The sequence below is a fragment of the Vibrio ichthyoenteri ATCC 700023 genome (genome assembly GCF_000222605.1).
GTDB lineage: Bacteria > Pseudomonadota > Gammaproteobacteria > Enterobacterales > Vibrionaceae > Vibrio > Vibrio ichthyoenteri.
Genome location: NZ_AFWF01000217.1, coordinates 1 through 19,190, shown reverse-complemented (window position 1 = coordinate 19,190; position 19,190 = coordinate 1). Strand labels below are relative to the sequence as shown.

Genomic DNA, 19,190 nt, shown 5'->3' with positions numbered 1-19,190 from the left:
GCCGAGTTCCGCACCGTCATCCAATACCCAACCAGATTCAATCTGCATGAACGCTTCAACGTCAGCAGTCATCACTTTAGCCGCACGAAACCCAACACGAGACTCGTTTTCAAATACCATACCTTCTTCAGTGACGGTATTGCCCGCACTATCAAATTTTTTCGCTCCATAATCCACTGCTGAAATAGAGACTACACCATACACTTCTACGTTCGCGTCATTTGGATCGCCTAACATATACGCATTTGCAGAACCCGCGGCCATGGTGGCTGCTGCAATCGCGGCGCTTAAAAGTGTTGTTTTAAAGTGAGACATAAATAACCCCTATGTATATTTTTTAGTTGTTTTTGCTTGTCGCTCGCTATTCGTCATATCGACATTTTCGAGAGCGACGATTTTTGGACAGGGGCATGTTGGCAAACTTTTTTATCGGCAAAAAATTATCCAAATTGGAATCTGATCAAGTTCAAAATCAGAAAATAACAATTTAAATAAATCAATAAATACAATGACTTATTGTTAAACATCAAAAACAAAAAACGTTATTTTTAGATTAGATCGCTCTCAAAACACGCAATTATCCTCATCTCTTGTTAGGTCACTCGCACGACATTTTGATTGATTCAGGTTGATTGATAACTTCACTAAAGAAAGGTTGAGGTGCCTCGCAGGACAAAACGTCAAAAGAAAACGGATGGTGAAGGCTTACTATGAGAATCAATACCAATGAACAGCTTGACCTTCCCCTTAAGGAAAGGTTTATGCTTCGTCTTGTTGACTGTTCGAGGATAAAGTGATGAACAAATTTGAGATCCCACTACAAGGGCTAAATTGTATGGGCTGTGCACATAAGGTAGAAAAACGCCTTAGTGCGCTTTTTGATGTCTCGATTCAAGCACTTTCGCCAACCTTAATTAAACTGGAAACATCGGCCTCCCTAAGCGAGGTTGTTGAGCAAATTGAAGCGCTTGGCTATCAAGCTGGTACGTTGAAGCACTTTTCCCTATCAGGTTTAAGTTGTGGTCGCTGTGTCGCAAAACTCACCGCACAATTAGAAAAATCGGCCTATATTGCCCATCTCAACGTCAGTAAAGAGGAAATGTCGTTAGTCAGCTCTTTGACAGACCAAGCCATCATGGATCTCGTGACTAAGGCCGGTTATCACGCTCAACCAATTTCCACGGCGAGTACCGCTATCGTGGAACAGCCACTAACACCATCAGCAGCGGAAACAATGAGCTCATTGAGCATGCCCGAGCCTTCTTCTGCGCCGATCAAACACAAAATAAACTTACTGATCAGTGGGATGACTTGTGCAAGCTGTGTCGCCTCGGTTGAGAAAGCACTGTCTGCCGTTGAAGGGGTCAATAAAGCGCAAGTTAACTTAGCAGAGCAAAGCGCGTTAGTGCTGAGTAATGACGCGACACTCAAAACCGAGTCACTACTCAAGGCCGTGGCACAACTCGGTTACCAAGCACAGCTCGTGGATGACCCAAAAACTCAGCAAGAAAAACAAGCGCAGCAGCTTGTTCAAACACAAGCGCACCATAAACGCAGTGCGTGGATAGGTTTAGCGATTGGCGGGCCACTAATGGCGTGGGGCGTATTTGGCGGAAACATGATGATACGCAACCTCAACGACCAATTGATTTGGGGTGGTATTGGCATGGTTTGCCTGTGGTTACTCGCCACTGCAGGACGAAGCTTTTTCGCCAATGCATGGCTTGCGCTGACTCATCGTAGAGCTACCATGGATACCTTGGTGGCATTGGGAACAGGTGCGGCATGGTTATTCTCCATGATCATTGTGTTATTTCCCAATTGGTTTCCAACGGCATCACGCCATGTTTACTTCGAAGCCAGTGCAATGATCATCGGGCTGATTTCACTCGGTCACTATATTGAAGCCAAAGCCAAAGCTCGTACCACTCAATCTCTACAAGCTCTGATCGATCTCCAGCCGCAAAAATCGACTCAGGTGACCGATCAGGGTGATAAAGAAATTCAAGTAGAGGCGATTATTGCAGGGATGTTGCTGCGTATTAAGCCTGGTGAAAAAGTCCCCGTAGATGGGGTGGTTGTTACCGGTCATTCTTATATTGATGAATCAATGTTGACCGGTGAACCGATGCCCGTTGACAAACAAGTAGATTGCACCGTATCCGCAGGGACCTTAAACCAAGATGGTAGCATTGTCATTAAAGCCACCAGCGTTGGTAGTGATACCATGCTCGCACGCATTATTGATTTGGTGCGCCAAGCTCAAAGCAGTAAACCGGCCATTGCCAAATTAGCAGACCAAATTTCATCGGTTTTTGTGCCGATTGTGGTCGCGATTGCCATCATAGCCGCTTTGGTTTGGTACGCCATAGGCCCTGACCCAAAAGCCAGCTATATGTTAGTGGTAGCGACCACGGTACTGATTATCGCTTGTCCTTGTGCTCTGGGCCTTGCGACACCACTGTCGGTCACTGTCGGCATTGGTAAAGCGGCGGAGATGGGCATTTTGATACGTGATGCCGATGTACTGCAATCAGCCAGTAAAGTTGACTGTGTGGTTTTTGATAAAACCGGCACACTGACCCAAGGGGCTCCTAGTGTTGAGCAATTGTTTTGTCAGCCAAATAGTCAAAGTCAATGGCTACAGATAGCGGCCAGTTTAGAGCAATACTCTGAGCACCCACTAGCAAAAGCCATCGTCACTAAAGCCAAACATGATAGTATCGCGCTCAAAGAGATCGACGACTTTCAAAACCTGCGTGGTAAAGGGGTTACAGGCCAGTTAGACGGCCAAGCGGTCGCGGTTATCTCACTCCCTCAAGCGCAACTTCTAGGGGTGGATTTAACGCTATTTGAGCATAATATTGCTGAATGTGAACAGCGCGTTTGGACACCGGTGGTACTGACCGTTTCTGGCATCGCTCAGGCATTAATAGCGATAGCAGATCCGATCAAAGCCGATGCCTTCAAAGCCGTATCTGCGCTCAAAGCGATGAATATTGAACCTGTAATGTTGACCGGCGATAACCAAGCCGTCGCCAATGCAATTGCTAAACAACTGGGCATAGAGACTGTGATTGCACAAGTCTTACCCGATGAGAAAGCTCAACATGTACAACGACTAAAAGCACAAGGGCACAAAGTCGCTATGGTCGGAGATGGTGTCAATGATGCCCCAGCTCTTGCACTTGCAGATATTGGGATTGCGATGGGTAGCGGCAGTGATGTGGCTATTGAAAGCGCCCAAATGACCCTGCTTCACTCTTCACCGTTGGCGGTGGTGAACGCCATCGAACTGTCTAAAGCGACGGTGAGAAACATGAAAGAAAATTTGTTTGGAGCGTTTATCTATAACTCTCTAGGCATTCCAATTGCTGCCGGTGTTTTATACCCAGCATTTGGCTTTTTACTTAGCCCAGTGGTGGCCGGTGCTGCGATGGCACTCTCCTCTATTACTGTGGTAAGTAACGCTAATAGACTACGACTATTTAAAACTACAAATCGTTCTTAGAGGCAACTATGACAATTAAAACACTCTCTTTAACACTGCTTTTAGCATCATCAGGCTCAGTATTAGCTGCGGATGTGATTAACCACAAATCACCTTATTGTGGTTGCTGCACGGAATGGACCAAGCACATGCAAGATGCCGGTTTTACGGTAGAAGAAAAGCTGCATGATGATATGGATACCGTAAAGCGAGAACTTGGCTTGGCACCAAAACTAGCCTCTTGCCACACGGCTGAGATCGGTGGCTATGTCTTTGAAGGCCATATCCCAGCGGATGACATCAAATCGTTCCTAGCTAACCCGCCAAAGAATGCGAAAGGTCTTGCGGTTCCGGGCATGCCAATGGGTTCTCCTGGTATGGAATATGGCGATGAAAAAGATTCGTATGCTGTTTATGCCTATAACGAACGCGGCCAAGTATTTGAATACAAAACCTACCAAGGTAATCGCTAACCTCAGCCGTAATACCCGATAGCTCAACAACAAAAAAGCCCAGCAATGCTGGGCTTTCGTTATTCTATGTCATCGATAACAAATTACTTCACCAACTCTGACATCATTTCAATATGAAGATCGTCATCATTAAGGCAAGGGATAAAGTTAAAGCGCTCACCGCCATGCTCAATGAATAGCTCTTGGCACTCGACCGAAATCTCCTCTAATGTCTCCAAGCAGTCTGAAGCAAAAGCTGGGGTCATAACATCAATCGATTTAATCCCTTTGCTCGGCAGAGCCTCGAGTGTTTTGTCGGTATAAGGTTGTAACCATTCCTCGCGTCCGAAACGCGATTGGTAGGTCATGCCGATTTGATCATCGCTCAATCCCAGCTCTTGTTGCAATAAACGGGTCGTTTGCTGGCAATGCAACGGATAAATATCACCATTATCAGCAAAACGCTGCGGGATACCGTGATAAGAACAAAGCAAATAATCCGCTTGCCCATTCTGTTGCCATGAACGGCGCACACTGTCCGCAAGCGCTTTGATGTAGAGTGGATGCTGATGATAATCACGCACTAAACGATAGCTTGGTATCACTGCCATTTGCTTAAATGCCAACGTTAAACCATCAGATACTGCGGCTGTTGTCGTCGCAGAGTATTGCGGATAAAGCGGCAACACTATCACCTCTTCCACGCCTTTACTCATCAACGCTTGTAACCCTGAAAGAAGGCTTGGATTACCATAAGTCATCGCAAGCTCGACTGGAATATCGAGCTTATCGGCTAACTTTGCCGCTTGACGCTGAGAATAGACCATCAACGGCGATCCCTCTTCCATCCATACCGATTGATAGAGCTTAGCCACTTTCGGAGCTCGGATAGGCAAGATAATGCCATGCAGTAATGGGCACCAAAGCCAGCGCGTCATATCGACGACTCGCTTATCATGCAGAAACTGACTTAAAAAACGTTTTACCGCTGGAGCGGTTGGCTCGTCTGGCGTACCGAGGTTAACCAGTAACACACCCTGTTTGTTATTGTTATTCATGGCATCCTATCGACGGTAGAAAGAATTTAGATACGCGCTCACGCTAAAAAGCGATCAATCTTCTCGCGTGTTTAAGCACTTAAAAAGCAAATAAAAAAGGCGACCATTAGGCCGCCTTTACTATAGCAATTTTTTCTCTTAGTGAGAATTAAGCTAGTGCTTTCTCGATATCTGCACTTACTTCCGCAACTTGCTTAGTACCATCAAATTTAAGGTACTTAGTGTTACCTGCTTCAGCTTCTTTACCGTAGTAAGAGATAAGCGGAGCAGTTTGCTCATGGTAAACACCTAGACGAGCACGTACGGTTTCTTCTTTGTCGTCATCACGAACAACAAGATCTTCACCAGTCACGTCATCTTTACCTTCTTCTTTAGGCGGGTTGTACACTACATGGTAAGTACGACCTGAAGGAAGGTGAGCACGACGACCAGCCATACGCTCAACAATCACGCTGTCAGCTACGTCGAATTCGATAACGTAATCTACCGCTACGCCCATTTCTTTTAGGCCATCAGCTTGAGGGATAGTGCGAGGGAAACCATCTAAAAGGAAGCCTTTCTCACAATCGTCTTGAGCAATGCGCTCTTTGATAAGACCAAGGATGATTTCATCAGAAACTAGCTGACCAGCATCGATTACAGCTTTAGCTTGTTTGCCTAGTTCTGTACCTGCTTTGATAGCAGCACGCAGCATGTCACCAGTAGAAATTTGTGGGATACCGTATTTATCCATGATGAAGTTTGCTTGTGTGCCTTTACCTGCACCTGGAGCACCTAGAAGAATGATGCGCATGATTTATCCTCTTTAATATTAGAAATTTATACCGAAGCTCACAATCAGATGCCTAACTCGCTCAAACTAAATTGAGCCGCTTATGCAAATGCGGACGGTAAGTTTCGGTATATACCCACTAAACGGAGTATTCTGTTGGGGCGAGCAAAATACACGCCTTCAGACTCACATTCAAGTTTCTGAGTCTACCATATTTTACGGGCAGCACGACTCTAATAAGACTAAAGAATATTACGCGGTTTTATTAACCGGCATGTGCACGTAAATCGACTCACGTTTGGTTATTTTTCTCTGACGTTCAAACAAAAAGCCCGCAAGATGCGAGCTTTTAATTTGTAAGCTGATATTAGCCCTTAGTCAAAAGGCTGTTAATCGCGCCTAAGAATTGTGATGGATCTTGCAGTGAACCACGCTCAGCAAGCATTGCTTGACCAAGTAGAACTTCAACCCAACGACCAAAGGCTTGCTCATCCGCTTCGTCTGCCATTTGCTTAACGAGTGGATGCTCTGGATTAATTTCAAAAATGTATTTCACTTCTGGTACCGCTTGGCCTGCTGCTTCAAGCAACTTCGCCATTTGTGTACCCATTTCAAAATCATCCGTTACAACGACAGCAGGCGTCGTTGCAAGCTTGAAGGTGGTGCGAACTTCTTTCACGCGGTCGCCCAAGTACTCTTTGGTACGCTCCACAACTGATTTGAATTCTTCTTCTGCGGCTTTGTGTTTCTCTTTTTCCGCTTCGTCTTCAAATTTACTTAGATCAAGACCCGCTTTGGTGATTGATTGGAACTGTTTACCATCGAATTCGGTCAAGTAGTTCATCAACCACTCATCAATACGATCGTACATCAAGATAACTTCAATACCTTTAGCTTTAAACTGCTCTAAGTGTGGGCTGTTTTTCGCCGCGGCATAACTATCTGCCGTTAGGTAGTAAATCTTATCTTGGTCTTCTTTCATGCGCTCAACGTAAGACGCAAGACCTACGGTTTGCTCTTCTGAATCAACCTCAGTTGATGCAAAACGTAATAGACCAGCAACTTTCTCTTTGTTGCTCATATCTTCCGCAGGACCTTCTTTTAGCACTAGGCCAAATTCTTTCCAGAAAGAAAGGTACTTATCGTTGTCGTTATTGGCCATGCGCTCAAGCATAGTCAAGACACGTTTAGTACAAGCATTACGCAGAGATTGCGTGACTTTATTGTCTTGCAAAATTTCACGCGATACGTTCAGGGGTAAATCATTTGAGTCAATTAAGCCACGAATAAAGCGCAAGTAAGAAGGCATAAATTGCTCTGCGTCATCCATAATGAAAACGCGTTGCACGTACAGCTTCAAACCTGACTTATGATCACGATTGAACATATCCCACGGTGCTTTCGCTGGGATATATAGCAAACTGGTGTAATCGTTCTTACCTTCTACACGGTTGTGACTCCACACTAGTGGATCAGCAAAATCGTGTGAAACATGCTTGTAGAACTCTTGATACTCTTCATCGCTGATGTCAGATTTATTACGAGTCCAAAGGGCTTGAGCTTTGTTGATTTGCTCCCATTTTTTCTCGCCCGTTTCCTTGCCTTCTTCATCACGCTCTTCAGTGTGAATTAGCACTGGAATACCAATGTGATCTGAGTATTTGCCAATCACATCGCGCAAACGCCACTCGTTTAAGAATTCTTTACCATCTTCACGCATATGCAGCACGATATCCGTGCCGCGCGTTTCTTTATGGATATCTTCGATGGTGTAGTCACCTTCACCTTCCGAGTGCCACTGAACCGCTTGGTCAGCCGATAGATTTGCTGCGCGAGTACGCACTGTTACGCTGTCGGCAACAATGAAAGCAGAGTAGAAACCAACACCAAACTGGCCGATCAATTGAGAATCTTTGCTCTGATCATCAGACAGTTTTGAAAAGAATTCCGCCGTACCTGATTTTGCGATGGTGCCAAGATGTTCAATAACATCTTCACGGCTCATGCCGATACCATTGTCAGAAATAGTCAGGGTGTTGTTCTTTTGATCGAAAGAAAGTTTAACGCTTAGATCCGCGTCACCTTGATACAGGTCTGCATTCGATAATGCTTGAAAACGCAGCTTATCTGACGCGTCTGACGCGTTAGAAATTAGCTCACGTAAAAAAATCTCTTTGTTTGAGTACAGAGAGTGGATCATTAAGTGAAGCAGCTGTTTTACTTCAGACTGAAAACCACGAGTCTCTTTATTGTGTGTTGCAGTTTCGCTCATGTTTACTCCGTAACATCTATACTAATCAGGATCCTAGCTTGTTTCATTGCAGGATTATTTGATGATGATTGCTAATTAACATGAGGGTGACAAATGTAAATTCAAGGTCAAAAATTATAAAAACGGTGTTTTTTTGATTTTAGTTTGTCTATCCTGCCTAGCAAAATATTTATAAATGGCGATCTACATTTATAAATATTGCGATCCTCATCATTCATTGACACTAGTGATGTCTGAGACCTATCAAACTGAAGGCCAACTGCATGAGTAATATAGGTACAAAGTTTAATCTGGCGAACAAGTTCACGTTCGATCCAAACACCAACTCACTGATAGAAAAAGACAATGATGTCGATATTATCCGCCTAGGTAGCAATGAAAGTAGGATTCTTCTGCTACTTGTAGAGAAACCTAATCTGGTCGTCACTCGTAACGAACTGCATGATTTTGTCTGGCGTGAACAAGGCTTCGAAGTTGACGATTCAAGCCTAACTCAAGCAATCTCAACGCTACGAAAATTTCTCAAAGACTCCACTAAATCGCCTGAGTATGTCAAAACCGTACCTAAGCGCGGTTACCAATTAATCTGCTCCGTAGAACGAATGACACCGTTGATCAGCGGTGACACACCAATCGCAATGCCTCAAGAAAATAGCGTGATGGATTCGATTGAAGAGCATGAGCCAGAGATCAATTTAACTGAAGACGTTGAACGTGAAGTTGAACTGCCAGAAGCACCGCTAGCTCAAGCGCCGCAACCAACGCACCCAAAAACGGCATCATCTTGGCTGACTAAAGTCCTGATTGCGCTCGCGTTGATACTGCCTTTGCTCGCGCTAAGTATTGATAAGCCTACCGATTCACAATTTCGCCAAATTAACTCCTTTGATGGTGTGGTAGTAAAAACGCCGATCAATCACCCTGATCTTTCTCATTGGTATTCAGCCATCGAACAATGTGTGGTTCGATACAAAAAATCACACCTCAATGAAGCTGCGCCTGTCGAAGTGATCGCCACTGGTGGCCAAAATAATCAGTTGGTGCTGAACTACATTCATCGACTGGATCATTCTGGCGAGAACATTACCTTGCGTATTTTCTCGGACCAAAATGACCTTGACCACATCTGCCAATAAGGAAGCCTCATGAACAAGAAAATAGCCTTAGCCTTATTTGCCGTATCCGCCCTATTTAGCGCTTGGTTATATTTGAATAGTGATTTTCAGATTGAGAAAACCATCACAGCGAAAGAGTGGCAATCAAAGATGGTCACGGTGATCAGTGATAACCTACAAGAGGAAGCGGTCGGCCCATTGCGTAAAGTCGATGTTGTCTCCAACGTTAAGTACTTACCAAATGGTACCTACATTCGCGTTGCAACGATTCGTTTATTTGCCCATAGCGATCAAAGCGACAGTGTGATCAACATTTCAGAGACCGGTGACTGGGAAATTAGTGATAATTATCTGCTGATTTCTCCAAAAGAATTTAAAGATGTCTCCTCTGCGCAGAGCAAAGATTTTAGTGATGTGCAGCTACAGCTGATAAAACAGCTGTTTAAAATGGACTCTCAGCAGAGTCGCCGCATCGACATCGTCAATGAGAAAACCTTGCTTTTAACTAGCTTAAGTCATGGTTCTACGGTACTTTTCTCTAACTAGTTCTCACTCACAGTGACAAGGGAGCATGATGCTCCCTTTTTTATTATCATGGATTTGATTGACTCTATTGGCCTATTAATCGGCTCACTCATCGTAAATGTGCTGGCAGCCCTATCGGGTGGCGGCGCGGGGTTGCTGCAATTTCCACTACTGCTGTTTTTTGGTTTACCGTTCTCCGTTGCACTTGCCACCCATAAAGTCGCCAGTGTCGCATTGGGATTAGGCGCAGCATTTACCCATCTAAAACAAAAATCCTTCTCTTTGAGCGAAGCCTGTTACCTCACTCTCGTCGGCAGTATTGGCGTTGTCATTGGGGCAAACCTTATTCTAACTATTCCGGATGAACTGGCGGAAAAAGCGCTGGGGACGATGATCTTAGCATTAGGGGTTTATTCCTATTTCAAAAAACAATTAGGCCAACACCCGCAGCCTATTCATCGCAATGTCTTCGGCTGGTTACTGGGCAGTGTCGGCCTGATTATTATCGGTATTATCAATGGATCTCTCACCGCAGGTTCTGGGCTATTAGTAACTTTATTTTTAGTGCGCTGGTTTGGTTATAGCTACAAACAAGCAGTGGCTCTTACGATGATCTGCGTTGGTCTATTTTGGAATGGCATTGGCGGTATCGCCATCGTTCATGCTGGCGCACAAATTTATTGGCCATTGCTACCGCTGTTGTTGATCGGCTCATTTTTAGGTGGGGGCATTGGTGCCTACCTTTCAACTCGTTTTAGCAATCAAGTCATCAAAAATTGCTTTGAGATCCTCACGCTACTTGTCGGTATCAAATTACTTATTTAGGGACAACAATGAAGAAAGCCAAAATTGAAATTTTCTATTGCCGTCAGTGCAACTGGATGTTGCGCTCAACATGGTTAAGCCAAGAGCTTTTGCATACTTTCAGCGAAGAAATTGAATCCATTTCTCTCTGCCCAGATACTGGTGGCCGCTTTGAGATCATTTGTAATGGTGAACTCATTTGGGAGCGTAAACGCGATGGTGGTTTTCCCGAAGCAAAAGTGCTCAAGCAACGTGTTCGCGATGTTATTGATCCGGAGAGAGATTTAGGTCATTCCGATAGCAAGTAAATTCGACGCGACAATCACAATCATCAAGACTCCATCATCACAACAGACTCCATGATCACAAAAGGCACCATTCGGTGCCTTTTCTATTTGATGCTTTTAATAAAAACTAAGCCTCTAATTGAGCCTCTACGAGGGTTTGCCCTGTAAAACTCATCACCTTGATGGTGTTGTTCTCCAACAAGCCATAACTCGCAACAAAACCATCACGTGGGAATGTCACTGAGCCCGGATTGAAAATAAACTGCTCACCTTTGCGCTCAGCAACCGGAATGTGAGTATGTCCATGCACAATGACATCACCATCACGCAGTGGTGGGCGTTTATCACTGTTATACAAATGACCATGCGTCACAAATAGGCGCTGACCACTGGGTAACATCACCCAAGCGAAATCGCTCATCATCGGGAATGCCAACAGCATTTGATCCACTTCACTGTCACAATTACCGCGTACCGCAATGATACGGTCGGCGTATTGGTTGAGTAATTCAGCCACCGCTGGAGGGTTATAACCTTCAGGAATGGGATTACGAGGGCCATGATTTAATACATCGCCCAGCAGCACTAGGTGATCAATACCTGAACGTGCAAACTCTTCCAACACTCGTGTCGTTGCTGGCAAGCTACCATGCAGATCTGAGGCAAAAAACAATTTCACAATATCAACTCCTCAAAATGATTGAGGCTATTCTACGAAATTGTGCCTCACTCGTCATCTCGCGCCATGCCATTAAGCACAATATTGTTGTAACTCACCATACCCACCACTTGACCACCTTCAATCACCGGAGCGCGACTAATACCAAAGCGCTCAAATAAGCGCGCACAATATTTAACATTCATTGCAGGCGCGACACTCAAAGCCGGTTTGGTCATAATTTCATAAATATTAGTACGTTCGCTGGAGCGATTTTTCGCCAGTACTTTTTTGGCAATATCGTTCATCAATACAATGCCATACTCATCATCTGGGTGTCGTTTGTTGACCACTAAGGCTTTGACCTGATTTTGACGCGCTAAACGAATCCCTTCTTGTACCGTTGTCAGGCCATCAATAATGACATAATTGGCGGTCATTACATCGCGAACACGAATAATATCTTGCGTTGTCATAGTTCGTCCTCTACCACTTTGGTTAATTTTTCCACTTGATGCGCGACACCGACCGCATCTTCAATATCAATTTGAATTGCGATTCCTTGTCCTGAAGCTTGGTCAAATTCCCCCACCTCACTGATAGTCTCTAAAATCTGCCGAGCTAAATGCTCCTCAACCACAAAAAGTAACACGTCTTTTTGCACTTCAAGGGTGAGGCCGAAGAACGTTCGTTTCTGGTTGAGGCCTTCCCCACGGGCATTATTAATGACGGTGGCCCCTGTTGCGCCCGCTTGACGCGCAGCATCAAGCACTTGTTCGGTTTTACTGTCTTCAACAAAGGCTAAAAGCAACTTAAAGCGCATTTTCTTCATCCTCTTGTTTAGCATTATTCAGCCAACGGGTTATTTGGGCGTAACCCATCACGGAAATAATCGGAAATAAACTGGCAAAAGCAATCAGGCCAAAACCGTCAATCATCGGATTACGGCCCGGCACAGTGGAAGCTAAACCAAGGCCAAGAGCCGCCACGAGAGGCACGGTAACGGTAGATGTCGTCACACCACCAGAGTCATAGGCCAGTGGAATAATTAACTTGGGGGCAAAGAAGGTTTGTACCACAACGACCACGTAGCCAAAGATGATGTAATAGTGAATCGGATCGCCGACGACAATGCGATAACTACCAAGAGAGATCCCAATCGCCACCCCAAGCGCCACTGCAATTCGAAGACCATTAACACTAATGCTGCCACCGGAAACTTGATTAGCTTTGATTGCCACTGCGATTAAAGAAGGCTCGGCAATCGTGGTACTAAAACCAATGCAAAAAGCGAATAAATAGACCCAATAGTAATCAAACCAACTTAAACTCGATTGCGCAGTCAAGCGAACCTGCTGAAGAAAGTCAGGCGCAGTCAATTGCTCTGCCATGGTTTCACCTAGCGGAAACAACGCCATTTCAAGGCCAAGTAAAAATAGCGATAAACCTAAAATGACATAAAAAAAGCCCAATACCACTTTGGCTGGATGAGTAATAGGTCGCCGCAAGACGGCAAATTGAAAACCAAACAAAATAATGGCGATAGGGATAACATCGCCAATGGTATCTATGAAGGTATCAAATAGCGCAATCATCATGCCACCACCATACCGAACACCATGACAAACATCATCGGTAGTAATGAAGCAAACGCGATCAAACCAAAACCATCAATCATCGGGTTGCGGCCTTTAATCGAAGAGGCCAACCCTACGCCTAGAGCCGTCACCAATGGAACCGTGATGGTTGACGTTGTCACGCCACCAGAGTCGTAAGCCACCCCTATAATACTTTCTGGCGCAAAGACGGTAAGGATAACCACCCCAATATAGCCGCCAATAATCATAGTTTGAATTGGCCATCCTTTAAGAATGCGCAAAACACCAAGCACTATTGCCACGCCCACGGACAATGCAACCGTCAATCGCAACCCATTAGCGTATGCTTCTCGGCTAGAGTCGTTATTGATGATCATGCCACCTTCTGCTGCCACTTCTGCCGCTTCATCAGCAATGGCAGTGAGTGCTGGCTCTGCCACTGTCGTGCCAAACCCCAAGCAAAAAGCAAAAATAAGTAGCCACAACACACTGCCTTTTTTCGCAAAGGCTTGTGCCATGCTTTCACCAATAGGAAACAACCCCATTTCAAGTCCAAAGATAAAAAACGTCAGCCCCAGCACCACCAATAACAGACCAAAGGTAATCGAGACTAGATTAGGTAATGGCTCTTGCAGCACCACCAACTGGAAAAATGCAATCACAACAATAATCGGCATTAGATCTCTAAAACTGCCCAACATTGCTCGCAGTAATGCGCCAAGCGCTTGCTTCATTTCCAGCATTGTCTTATTCCATCCCTTGGCCAATAATCTATCTTGCCAAAGCCAGTGCTGATAATATGTGACTGTTGCAACACCACTCATAACAGGTGTAACAAAATATGTATTTTGTGACTCTCTACAACTCTTGGTAAACCGTTAAGCGGCAACAATTAACCAGTGAGGTCTGATCCGAGTTAGGCGGTTCTCGCTATAATTACTCCAAGTGAGGAGAAAATAATGAAGATACTGATCACTGGCGGAACCGGATTCGTCGGCAAAGAATTGTTAAAGCACCTAACGACACATGATGTCGTGTTATTGTCCCGTAACCAAGAAAAGGCAAAGAAAGCTCTCATTCACGCCGATCTAGGCAATATTACTTATATCTCTCATTTAGGTGATATGCATGATCTCAACGACTTCGATGCTGTTATTAACCTTGCTGGTGAGCCGATTGCCGACAAACGTTGGACCCAATCACAAAAACAAGTTATCTGTCAGAGCCGTTGGCAACTGACCGAACAGATCGTTGCGCTTATTCATGCCAGCACGTCACCACCAGCGGTATTCATTAGCGGCTCCGCGGTAGGCTATTATGGTGACCAGCAACAACATCCATTTGATGAAAGCTTGCATGTTCAAAGCAAAGGCTTTCCTCACTATATTTGTGCTAAATGGGAAGAGATCGCCAATCGTGCTCGCTCAGAAGAAACTCGAGTCTGCCTACTCAGAACCGGTGTCGTGCTGGGGTGTGATGGTGGTGCGTTGAGTAAAATGTTACTGCCTTATAAACTGGGCCTCGGCGGACCGATTGGACGCGGTAAGCAATATTTCCCTTGGATTCATATGCTCGATATGGTGCGAGGTATTCTCTATTTACTTGAGACCGAACATGCCCATGGTGAATTTAACTTCTGTGCCCCACACCCGGTCACTAATCGCCATTTTAGTCGCACCTTAGCTCAAACGTTAAAACGACCACATATCTTATTCACCCCTAAATGGGCGCTGAAAGTCATAATGGGTGAAAGTTCGGTTCTGCTGTTTGACAGCGTGCGTGCTAAGCCAAAAAAATTAACCGAATTGGGTTTTCGCTTTAGCTATTCGCGGATTGAGCCTGCACTCAAAAATTTATTACAACATCACGATTAATCCTTTACGCTAGGATTCTATTTCGTCACCCAAGAGAAGGATTTCATGTCGAAAGCAGTACTGATCACCGGTTGTTCATCAGGTATCGGCTATGTTGCCGCTCACGCTTTACACCAACGAGGTTATCAAGTCATCGCATCTTGCCGCCAAGCGAAAGATGTACAACGTTTACAAACAGAAGGGTTAACCTGCATCCAACTGGATTTGAGTGATAGCCAAAGTATTGTTCGTGCTGTGGAGCAAACACTAAAACTCACCGATGGCCAGCTTTATGGTTTATTCAATAATGGCGCTTACGGTCAACCCGGAGCATTAGAAGATTTACCAACCGACGCACTTCGTGCCCAGTTTGAAAGTAATTTTTTTGGTTGGCACCAACTGACTCAAGCACTGCTGCCGGTAATGCGCAAACAAGGTTACGGACGTATCGTCCAAAACAGCTCTGTACTTGGTTTTGCAGCCATGAAATATCGAGGCGCGTACAACGCTTCAAAATTTGCCGTGGAAGGTTGGACTGATACTCTGCGCTTGGAGTTGGCGACAACCAACATCAAAATTAGCCTGATAGAACCAGGGCCAATCGAAACCCGTTTCCGCGCCAATGCATTACGTGCATTCAAACAATGGATCAACATCGAACAAAGTGTTCATCAAACCCAGTATCAACAGCAGATCCAACGATTAGAAAAAGAGAGCTCCAACAATGCCTTTGCGCTACCGGCAGAAGCTTGTATCCCACCTTTAATTGATGCCCTTGAAGCACAACGACCAAAGATACGTTATCGCGTGACGAAACCAACCAAGATCTTTGCCATTCTTAAACGATTATTGCCAAGTCGATGGTTGGATAAAATATTGCAAAAAGCAGCCTAATGTCATCATTACGTCACATTTGAAGTGCATGATTCACTGGTAATCTAGAAATACCCCATATTAATAAGCGTTTCATTCGGTGTCTGTACATGTCGCTAAACAAACTAAACTGGCTATGTGTGAGTGCTGCGCTAACTCTGTTTATTTTACTATAAACACCTTCGCTGCATTTGCTGCCAATAAAAACACCACTGATTCCAGTGGTGTTTTTGTATCTATTACTTGATATATCCACTCATTGCCCATACTTGTATTAGCAATGTCATTCGCCAACAAACTTGCTCTTTTTCGACAATGGTTACTGGCGATAGCTTAATTATACCAAGATACATTTCCCCGAAGAGATACAATAACGTAAAGTCGTTACCACAACCCTAAAGGCGGGATTACTTCGCGTTAAACTGAATGATGAAGACGGCATATCAACGAGATCAGAACACGATCAGTATCTCCTCATTCAGGCAAAACTATACGACTGAATTGCGCTACGCAGGTTTGGCGTGTCGCTCTCTCAGCAACAACAACTGGCAAGGATAAAGCAAATGCAATCACCTCTTATCGTCGAACTCGATCAGCAGAACTTTATGCAAGTTTTGGAAAGCTCTCAACAAACTCCACTGCTTATCCATTTTTGGGCTCCTATGAGCCAAGAAAGCAGCGAAATCATTCCGCACCTTCAGCAACTGAGCCAGAATTACAATGGGGCTTTTACTTTAGCGCTACTCAACTGCGAGCAAGAGCAAGGCATTGCCGCTCAATTTGGTGTTCAAGCATTACCAACCATCGCGCTATTTTTAAATGGTCAACCTGTGGACGGTATGGGCGGCCCTCAGTCCATTAGTGCCATTGAAGAGATGCTAAATAAACATCTACCGAATCAAGATGTTCTCGCGTTAAATAAAGCAATGGAACTGATTGCTAACGGCGAACACGCCCAAGCTCTTCCATTACTCAAAGCACTACCAAGTGATATGCTCACCAAAGGCGATGCTAAATTGGCTCTAGCGGCTTGCTATATCGAAGCACAAGATTTCACTTTGGCCGCGGAACAGCTTGATCATATCCCACTAGAATACCAAGACAACGAATACAAGGCTCTAATCGCCAAGCTCGAACTCCACCAACAATCTGCCAATAGCCCAGAAATCCAATCACTGGAAGCGGCGCTCTCGCAGGATGTGGACAATGGGAAATTGGCGCTAGAACTGGCATTGAGCTATCACAATGTCAATCGCGACGAAGAAGCGCTTGCGCTAATTTGGCGCTTTATCGTTAAGGACCTCAATGCGCTTGATGGTGACATGAAGAAAGGCTTTATGGACATTTTGACTGCGCTTGGTCAAGGCAACCCAGTGGCGGGGAAATACCGTCGTCAGCTTTATTCGATCCTTTACTGATAATTCTATTAAACTATTGATTGATAAGGCTGGATGATTCCAGCCTTTGTTTGTTAAATTAGTGGCATAGCTCTCAATTCTAGATTTGTCGCTGTTGTTTTAATAAGCAACAATAGGCCTAATCATGAAATAAGGAAAATCAGTATGCCCATCGACTATTCACTCATTACTACCGCTATTTTTGTCCTCGTTGTTATTGCTTTTGTTTATGCCGGCGTCAAAACCGTCCCTCAAGGTAACCACTGGACAGTAGAACGATTTGGCCGCTATACCCATACGCTAAAACCAGGCCTTAACTTCATCATTCCATTTATTGATAGCATCGGTCACAAAATCAATATGATGGAACGCGTTCTTGATATCCCTGCTCAAGAAGTTATTTCTCGTGATAACGCTAACGTCACCATTGATGCGGTTTGTTTCGTACAAGCCATTGATGCCGCAAAAGCCGCTTATGAAGTCAACGATCTTGTTCATGCGATCCGTAACCTGACCTTAACTAACATGCGTACTGTTTTGGGCTCAATGGAGCTGGACGAAATGCTAAGCCAGCGTGATCAGATCAACGTAAAACTGCTCGCGATCGTCGATGAAGCAACCAACCCATGGGGCGTAAAAGTTACCCGTATCGAAATCAAAGATGTACAGCCACCAGCGGATCTAACAGCCGCAATGAATGCGCAAATGAAAGCCGAGCGTAATAAGCGTGCCGACATTCTTGAAGCAGAAGGTGTGCGTCAAGCTGAAATTCTTAAAGCTGAAGGCCATAAGCAATCGGATATTCTTAAAGCTGAAGGAGCTAAACAAGCAGCGATTCTGCAAGCCGAAGCGCGTGAACGTGCAGCTGAAGCGGAAGCAAGAGCAACAGAAATGGTTTCTAACGCAATTGCGCAAGGTGATATGCAAGCCGTTAATTACTTTATCGCTCAAGGTTATACCGAAGCGCTTAAAGCCATCGGCCAAGCAGAAAATGGTAAGATCATTATGCTACCGCTTGAAGCGACCGGCTTAATGGGTTCTGTCGCTGGTATAGCTGAAATGTTTAAGCAGGAACCTGAAAAGTAACCGTTTAAACAGGTAAGCATTCAGATAAATTAATCAAATAGAGTAAATGATGTGATTGAACTATTAGATAATTTAACTCATTGGCATTGGCTTGCACTCGGCTTAGCCTTGCTTGCGGCTGAATTGCTTGGTGCTGCCGGCTATTTATTATGGCTAGGCATTTCGGCTTTATTAGTTGGTGCACTATTGTCTTGGCTACCAATGAGCTGGCAACTACAGTGGGTCTCATTTGGCGTTTTCTCGCTGGGGACTACTTGGCTGTGGTGGCGCCGTCAATTGAAACAAGATCAACAAGGTGATGCTGCAAGAACGCTCAATCAAAAAGATAAGCAGTTAGTTGGCCAAGTGATTACTTTAGAAGACGCGATTCCCGCAGGGAAATCTCGCATTAGAATTGCCGATACAACTTGGTCTGCATATTGTGAGCAAGCTTTACCAGAAGGAAGCGTGGTAAAAGTGGTCGATATTGACGGTATCACGTTGATAATAAAGCCACATTAATTGTCATAGATAATATAAAAAGGAGCATAATGCTCCTTTTTATTTACAATAATATCAATAATAAATCCTCATCATCCCCTTTCTGCTCAAAAGACTATTTTCCTATCTAAATACCTAATCAATCATATGTTTCAGTTATTTGTTGCAGAAAAAATATCATTTTTTTTTGATCTTTATCGATCTTGTTTCATACTAAAACTATCTCAGAAATTTGAGATGACTCACAAAAATAAAGGGGATTTATTATGAAAACTGTTATTGCTCTATTTTGTACTGCGCTACTGTCATTCTCTGTTTTCGCTGGTGGAAATGCGAGCACGGAGCGAGGCCCATGGGTAGATTGTACCTACCAAGATGGCTCAATGGATTATATCCCGAGCGGTGTTTGTAAAGAACGAGGCGGCGTTTTGTCGACTAACCAATACTAATAAACTATGAACGCTGACAAG

The 19,190-nt window shown here is 44.5% G+C and carries 20 protein-coding genes and 1 pseudogene; 12 read left to right on the top strand and 9 right to left on the bottom strand.

Going from position 1 to position 19,190, the window contains the following annotated elements; translation table 11 throughout:
• Positions 1–315: pseudogene (locus RH85_RS15810) on the bottom strand (porin); the annotation flags it as partial.
• 481 nt (positions 316–796) lie between these two features.
• On the opposite strand from RH85_RS15810, the gene RH85_RS15805 reads away from it, so the two are divergent.
• Both RH85_RS15805 and RH85_RS15800 read left to right on the top strand, forming a co-directional pair.
• Positions 797–3,511 (top strand): heavy metal translocating P-type ATPase, encoded by a 2,715-nt coding sequence (locus RH85_RS15805; RefSeq protein WP_006713704.1) that lies wholly within the window; start codon positions 797–799, stop codon positions 3,509–3,511.
• Positions 3,512–3,519: 8 nt separating this feature from the next.
• Positions 3,520–3,963 (top strand): DUF411 domain-containing protein, encoded by a 444-nt coding sequence (locus RH85_RS15800; RefSeq protein WP_006713703.1) that lies wholly within the window; start codon positions 3,520–3,522, stop codon positions 3,961–3,963.
• A gap of 83 nt (positions 3,964–4,046) precedes the next feature.
• Here RH85_RS15800 and hemH read toward each other — a convergent pair whose 3' ends face one another.
• From hemH to htpG, 3 genes are all read right to left on the bottom strand, one after another.
• Positions 4,047–5,000: a ferrochelatase gene (gene hemH / locus RH85_RS15795; RefSeq protein ID WP_006713702.1), complete on the bottom strand. Its 954-nt coding sequence runs from the start codon at positions 4,998–5,000 to the stop codon at positions 4,047–4,049.
• A 148-nt stretch (positions 5,001–5,148) separates the two neighbouring features.
• Positions 5,149–5,793, bottom strand: a complete 645-nt coding sequence (gene adk / locus RH85_RS15790) for an adenylate kinase (protein ID WP_006713701.1) — start codon at positions 5,791–5,793, stop codon at positions 5,149–5,151.
• 346 nt (positions 5,794–6,139) lie between these two features.
• A complete protein-coding gene (gene htpG / locus RH85_RS15785) occupies positions 6,140–8,044 on the bottom strand; it encodes a molecular chaperone HtpG (RefSeq protein ID WP_006713700.1) in 1,905 nt (634 codons plus the stop codon).
• 263 nt (positions 8,045–8,307) lie between these two features.
• On the opposite strand from htpG, the gene RH85_RS15780 reads away from it, so the two are divergent.
• Genes RH85_RS15780 through RH85_RS15765 form a run of 4 tightly spaced genes read left to right on the top strand, consistent with a single transcriptional unit; the run spans position 8,308 to position 10,796 of the window.
• Positions 8,308–9,180, top strand: a complete 873-nt coding sequence (locus tag RH85_RS15780; RefSeq protein ID WP_006713699.1) for a winged helix-turn-helix domain-containing protein — start codon at positions 8,308–8,310, stop codon at positions 9,178–9,180.
• A 9-nt stretch (positions 9,181–9,189) separates the two neighbouring features.
• A complete protein-coding gene (locus RH85_RS15775) occupies positions 9,190–9,705 on the top strand; it encodes a regulatory protein ToxS (RefSeq protein WP_006713698.1) in 516 nt (171 codons plus the stop codon).
• Positions 9,706–9,753: 48 nt separating this feature from the next.
• Complete coding sequence (locus RH85_RS15770) at positions 9,754–10,509, top strand: sulfite exporter TauE/SafE family protein (protein ID WP_006713697.1); 756 nt, start codon at positions 9,754–9,756, stop codon at positions 10,507–10,509.
• 8 nt (positions 10,510–10,517) lie between these two features.
• Positions 10,518–10,796: an Rdx family protein gene (locus RH85_RS15765; protein ID WP_006713696.1), complete on the top strand. Its 279-nt coding sequence runs from the start codon at positions 10,518–10,520 to the stop codon at positions 10,794–10,796.
• A 106-nt stretch (positions 10,797–10,902) separates the two neighbouring features.
• On the opposite strand, the gene yfcE is transcribed toward RH85_RS15765, so the two are convergent.
• The 5 genes from yfcE to RH85_RS15740 are packed head-to-tail and all read right to left on the bottom strand — an operon-like array spanning position 10,903 to position 13,774.
• On the bottom strand, positions 10,903–11,454 hold the full coding sequence (gene yfcE / locus RH85_RS15760; protein WP_006713695.1) for a phosphodiesterase: 552 nt from the start codon (positions 11,452–11,454) through the stop codon (positions 10,903–10,905).
• Positions 11,455–11,501: 47 nt separating this feature from the next.
• A complete protein-coding gene (locus tag RH85_RS15755; protein ID WP_006713694.1) occupies positions 11,502–11,909 on the bottom strand; it encodes a CBS domain-containing protein in 408 nt (135 codons plus the stop codon).
• A complete protein-coding gene (locus RH85_RS15750; protein ID WP_006713693.1) occupies positions 11,906–12,256 on the bottom strand; it encodes a P-II family nitrogen regulator in 351 nt (116 codons plus the stop codon). Before RH85_RS15750 ends, RH85_RS15755 begins: the two co-directional genes overlap by 4 nt.
• Positions 12,246–13,031: a DUF1538 domain-containing protein gene (locus RH85_RS15745; protein WP_420895804.1), complete on the bottom strand. Its 786-nt coding sequence runs from the start codon at positions 13,029–13,031 to the stop codon at positions 12,246–12,248. Before RH85_RS15745 ends, RH85_RS15750 begins: the two co-directional genes overlap by 11 nt.
• Positions 13,028–13,774 carry a DUF1538 domain-containing protein gene (locus tag RH85_RS15740; protein ID WP_006713691.1) on the bottom strand — a complete coding sequence of 249 codons (747 nt, stop codon included), beginning with the start codon at positions 13,772–13,774 and terminating at the stop codon, positions 13,028–13,030. Before RH85_RS15740 ends, RH85_RS15745 begins: the two co-directional genes overlap by 4 nt.
• A gap of 216 nt (positions 13,775–13,990) precedes the next feature.
• On the opposite strand from RH85_RS15740, the gene RH85_RS15735 reads away from it, so the two are divergent.
• The 6 genes from RH85_RS15735 (at position 13,991) to RH85_RS15710 (ending at position 19,169) form a co-directional block, all read left to right on the top strand.
• Positions 13,991–14,905, top strand: coding sequence for a TIGR01777 family oxidoreductase (locus tag RH85_RS15735; RefSeq protein WP_006713690.1), 915 nt, complete (start codon positions 13,991–13,993; stop codon positions 14,903–14,905).
• A gap of 45 nt (positions 14,906–14,950) precedes the next feature.
• Entirely contained in the window at positions 14,951–15,778 is an 828-nt protein-coding gene (locus tag RH85_RS15730; RefSeq protein ID WP_006713689.1) for an SDR family oxidoreductase, read from the top strand.
• Positions 15,779–16,320: 542 nt separating this feature from the next.
• On the top strand, positions 16,321–17,175 hold the full coding sequence (locus tag RH85_RS15725) for a co-chaperone YbbN (RefSeq protein ID WP_006713687.1): 855 nt from the start codon (positions 16,321–16,323) through the stop codon (positions 17,173–17,175).
• 144 nt (positions 17,176–17,319) lie between these two features.
• A complete protein-coding gene (locus RH85_RS15720) occupies positions 17,320–18,240 on the top strand; it encodes an SPFH domain-containing protein (protein ID WP_006713686.1) in 921 nt (306 codons plus the stop codon).
• A 51-nt stretch (positions 18,241–18,291) separates the two neighbouring features.
• Positions 18,292–18,741, top strand: a complete 450-nt coding sequence (locus RH85_RS15715) for an NfeD family protein (protein WP_006713685.1) — start codon at positions 18,292–18,294, stop codon at positions 18,739–18,741.
• 245 nt (positions 18,742–18,986) lie between these two features.
• Entirely contained in the window at positions 18,987–19,169 is a 183-nt protein-coding gene (locus tag RH85_RS15710) for a hypothetical protein (protein WP_006713684.1), read from the top strand.
• Positions 19,170–19,190 lie beyond the last annotated feature (21 nt).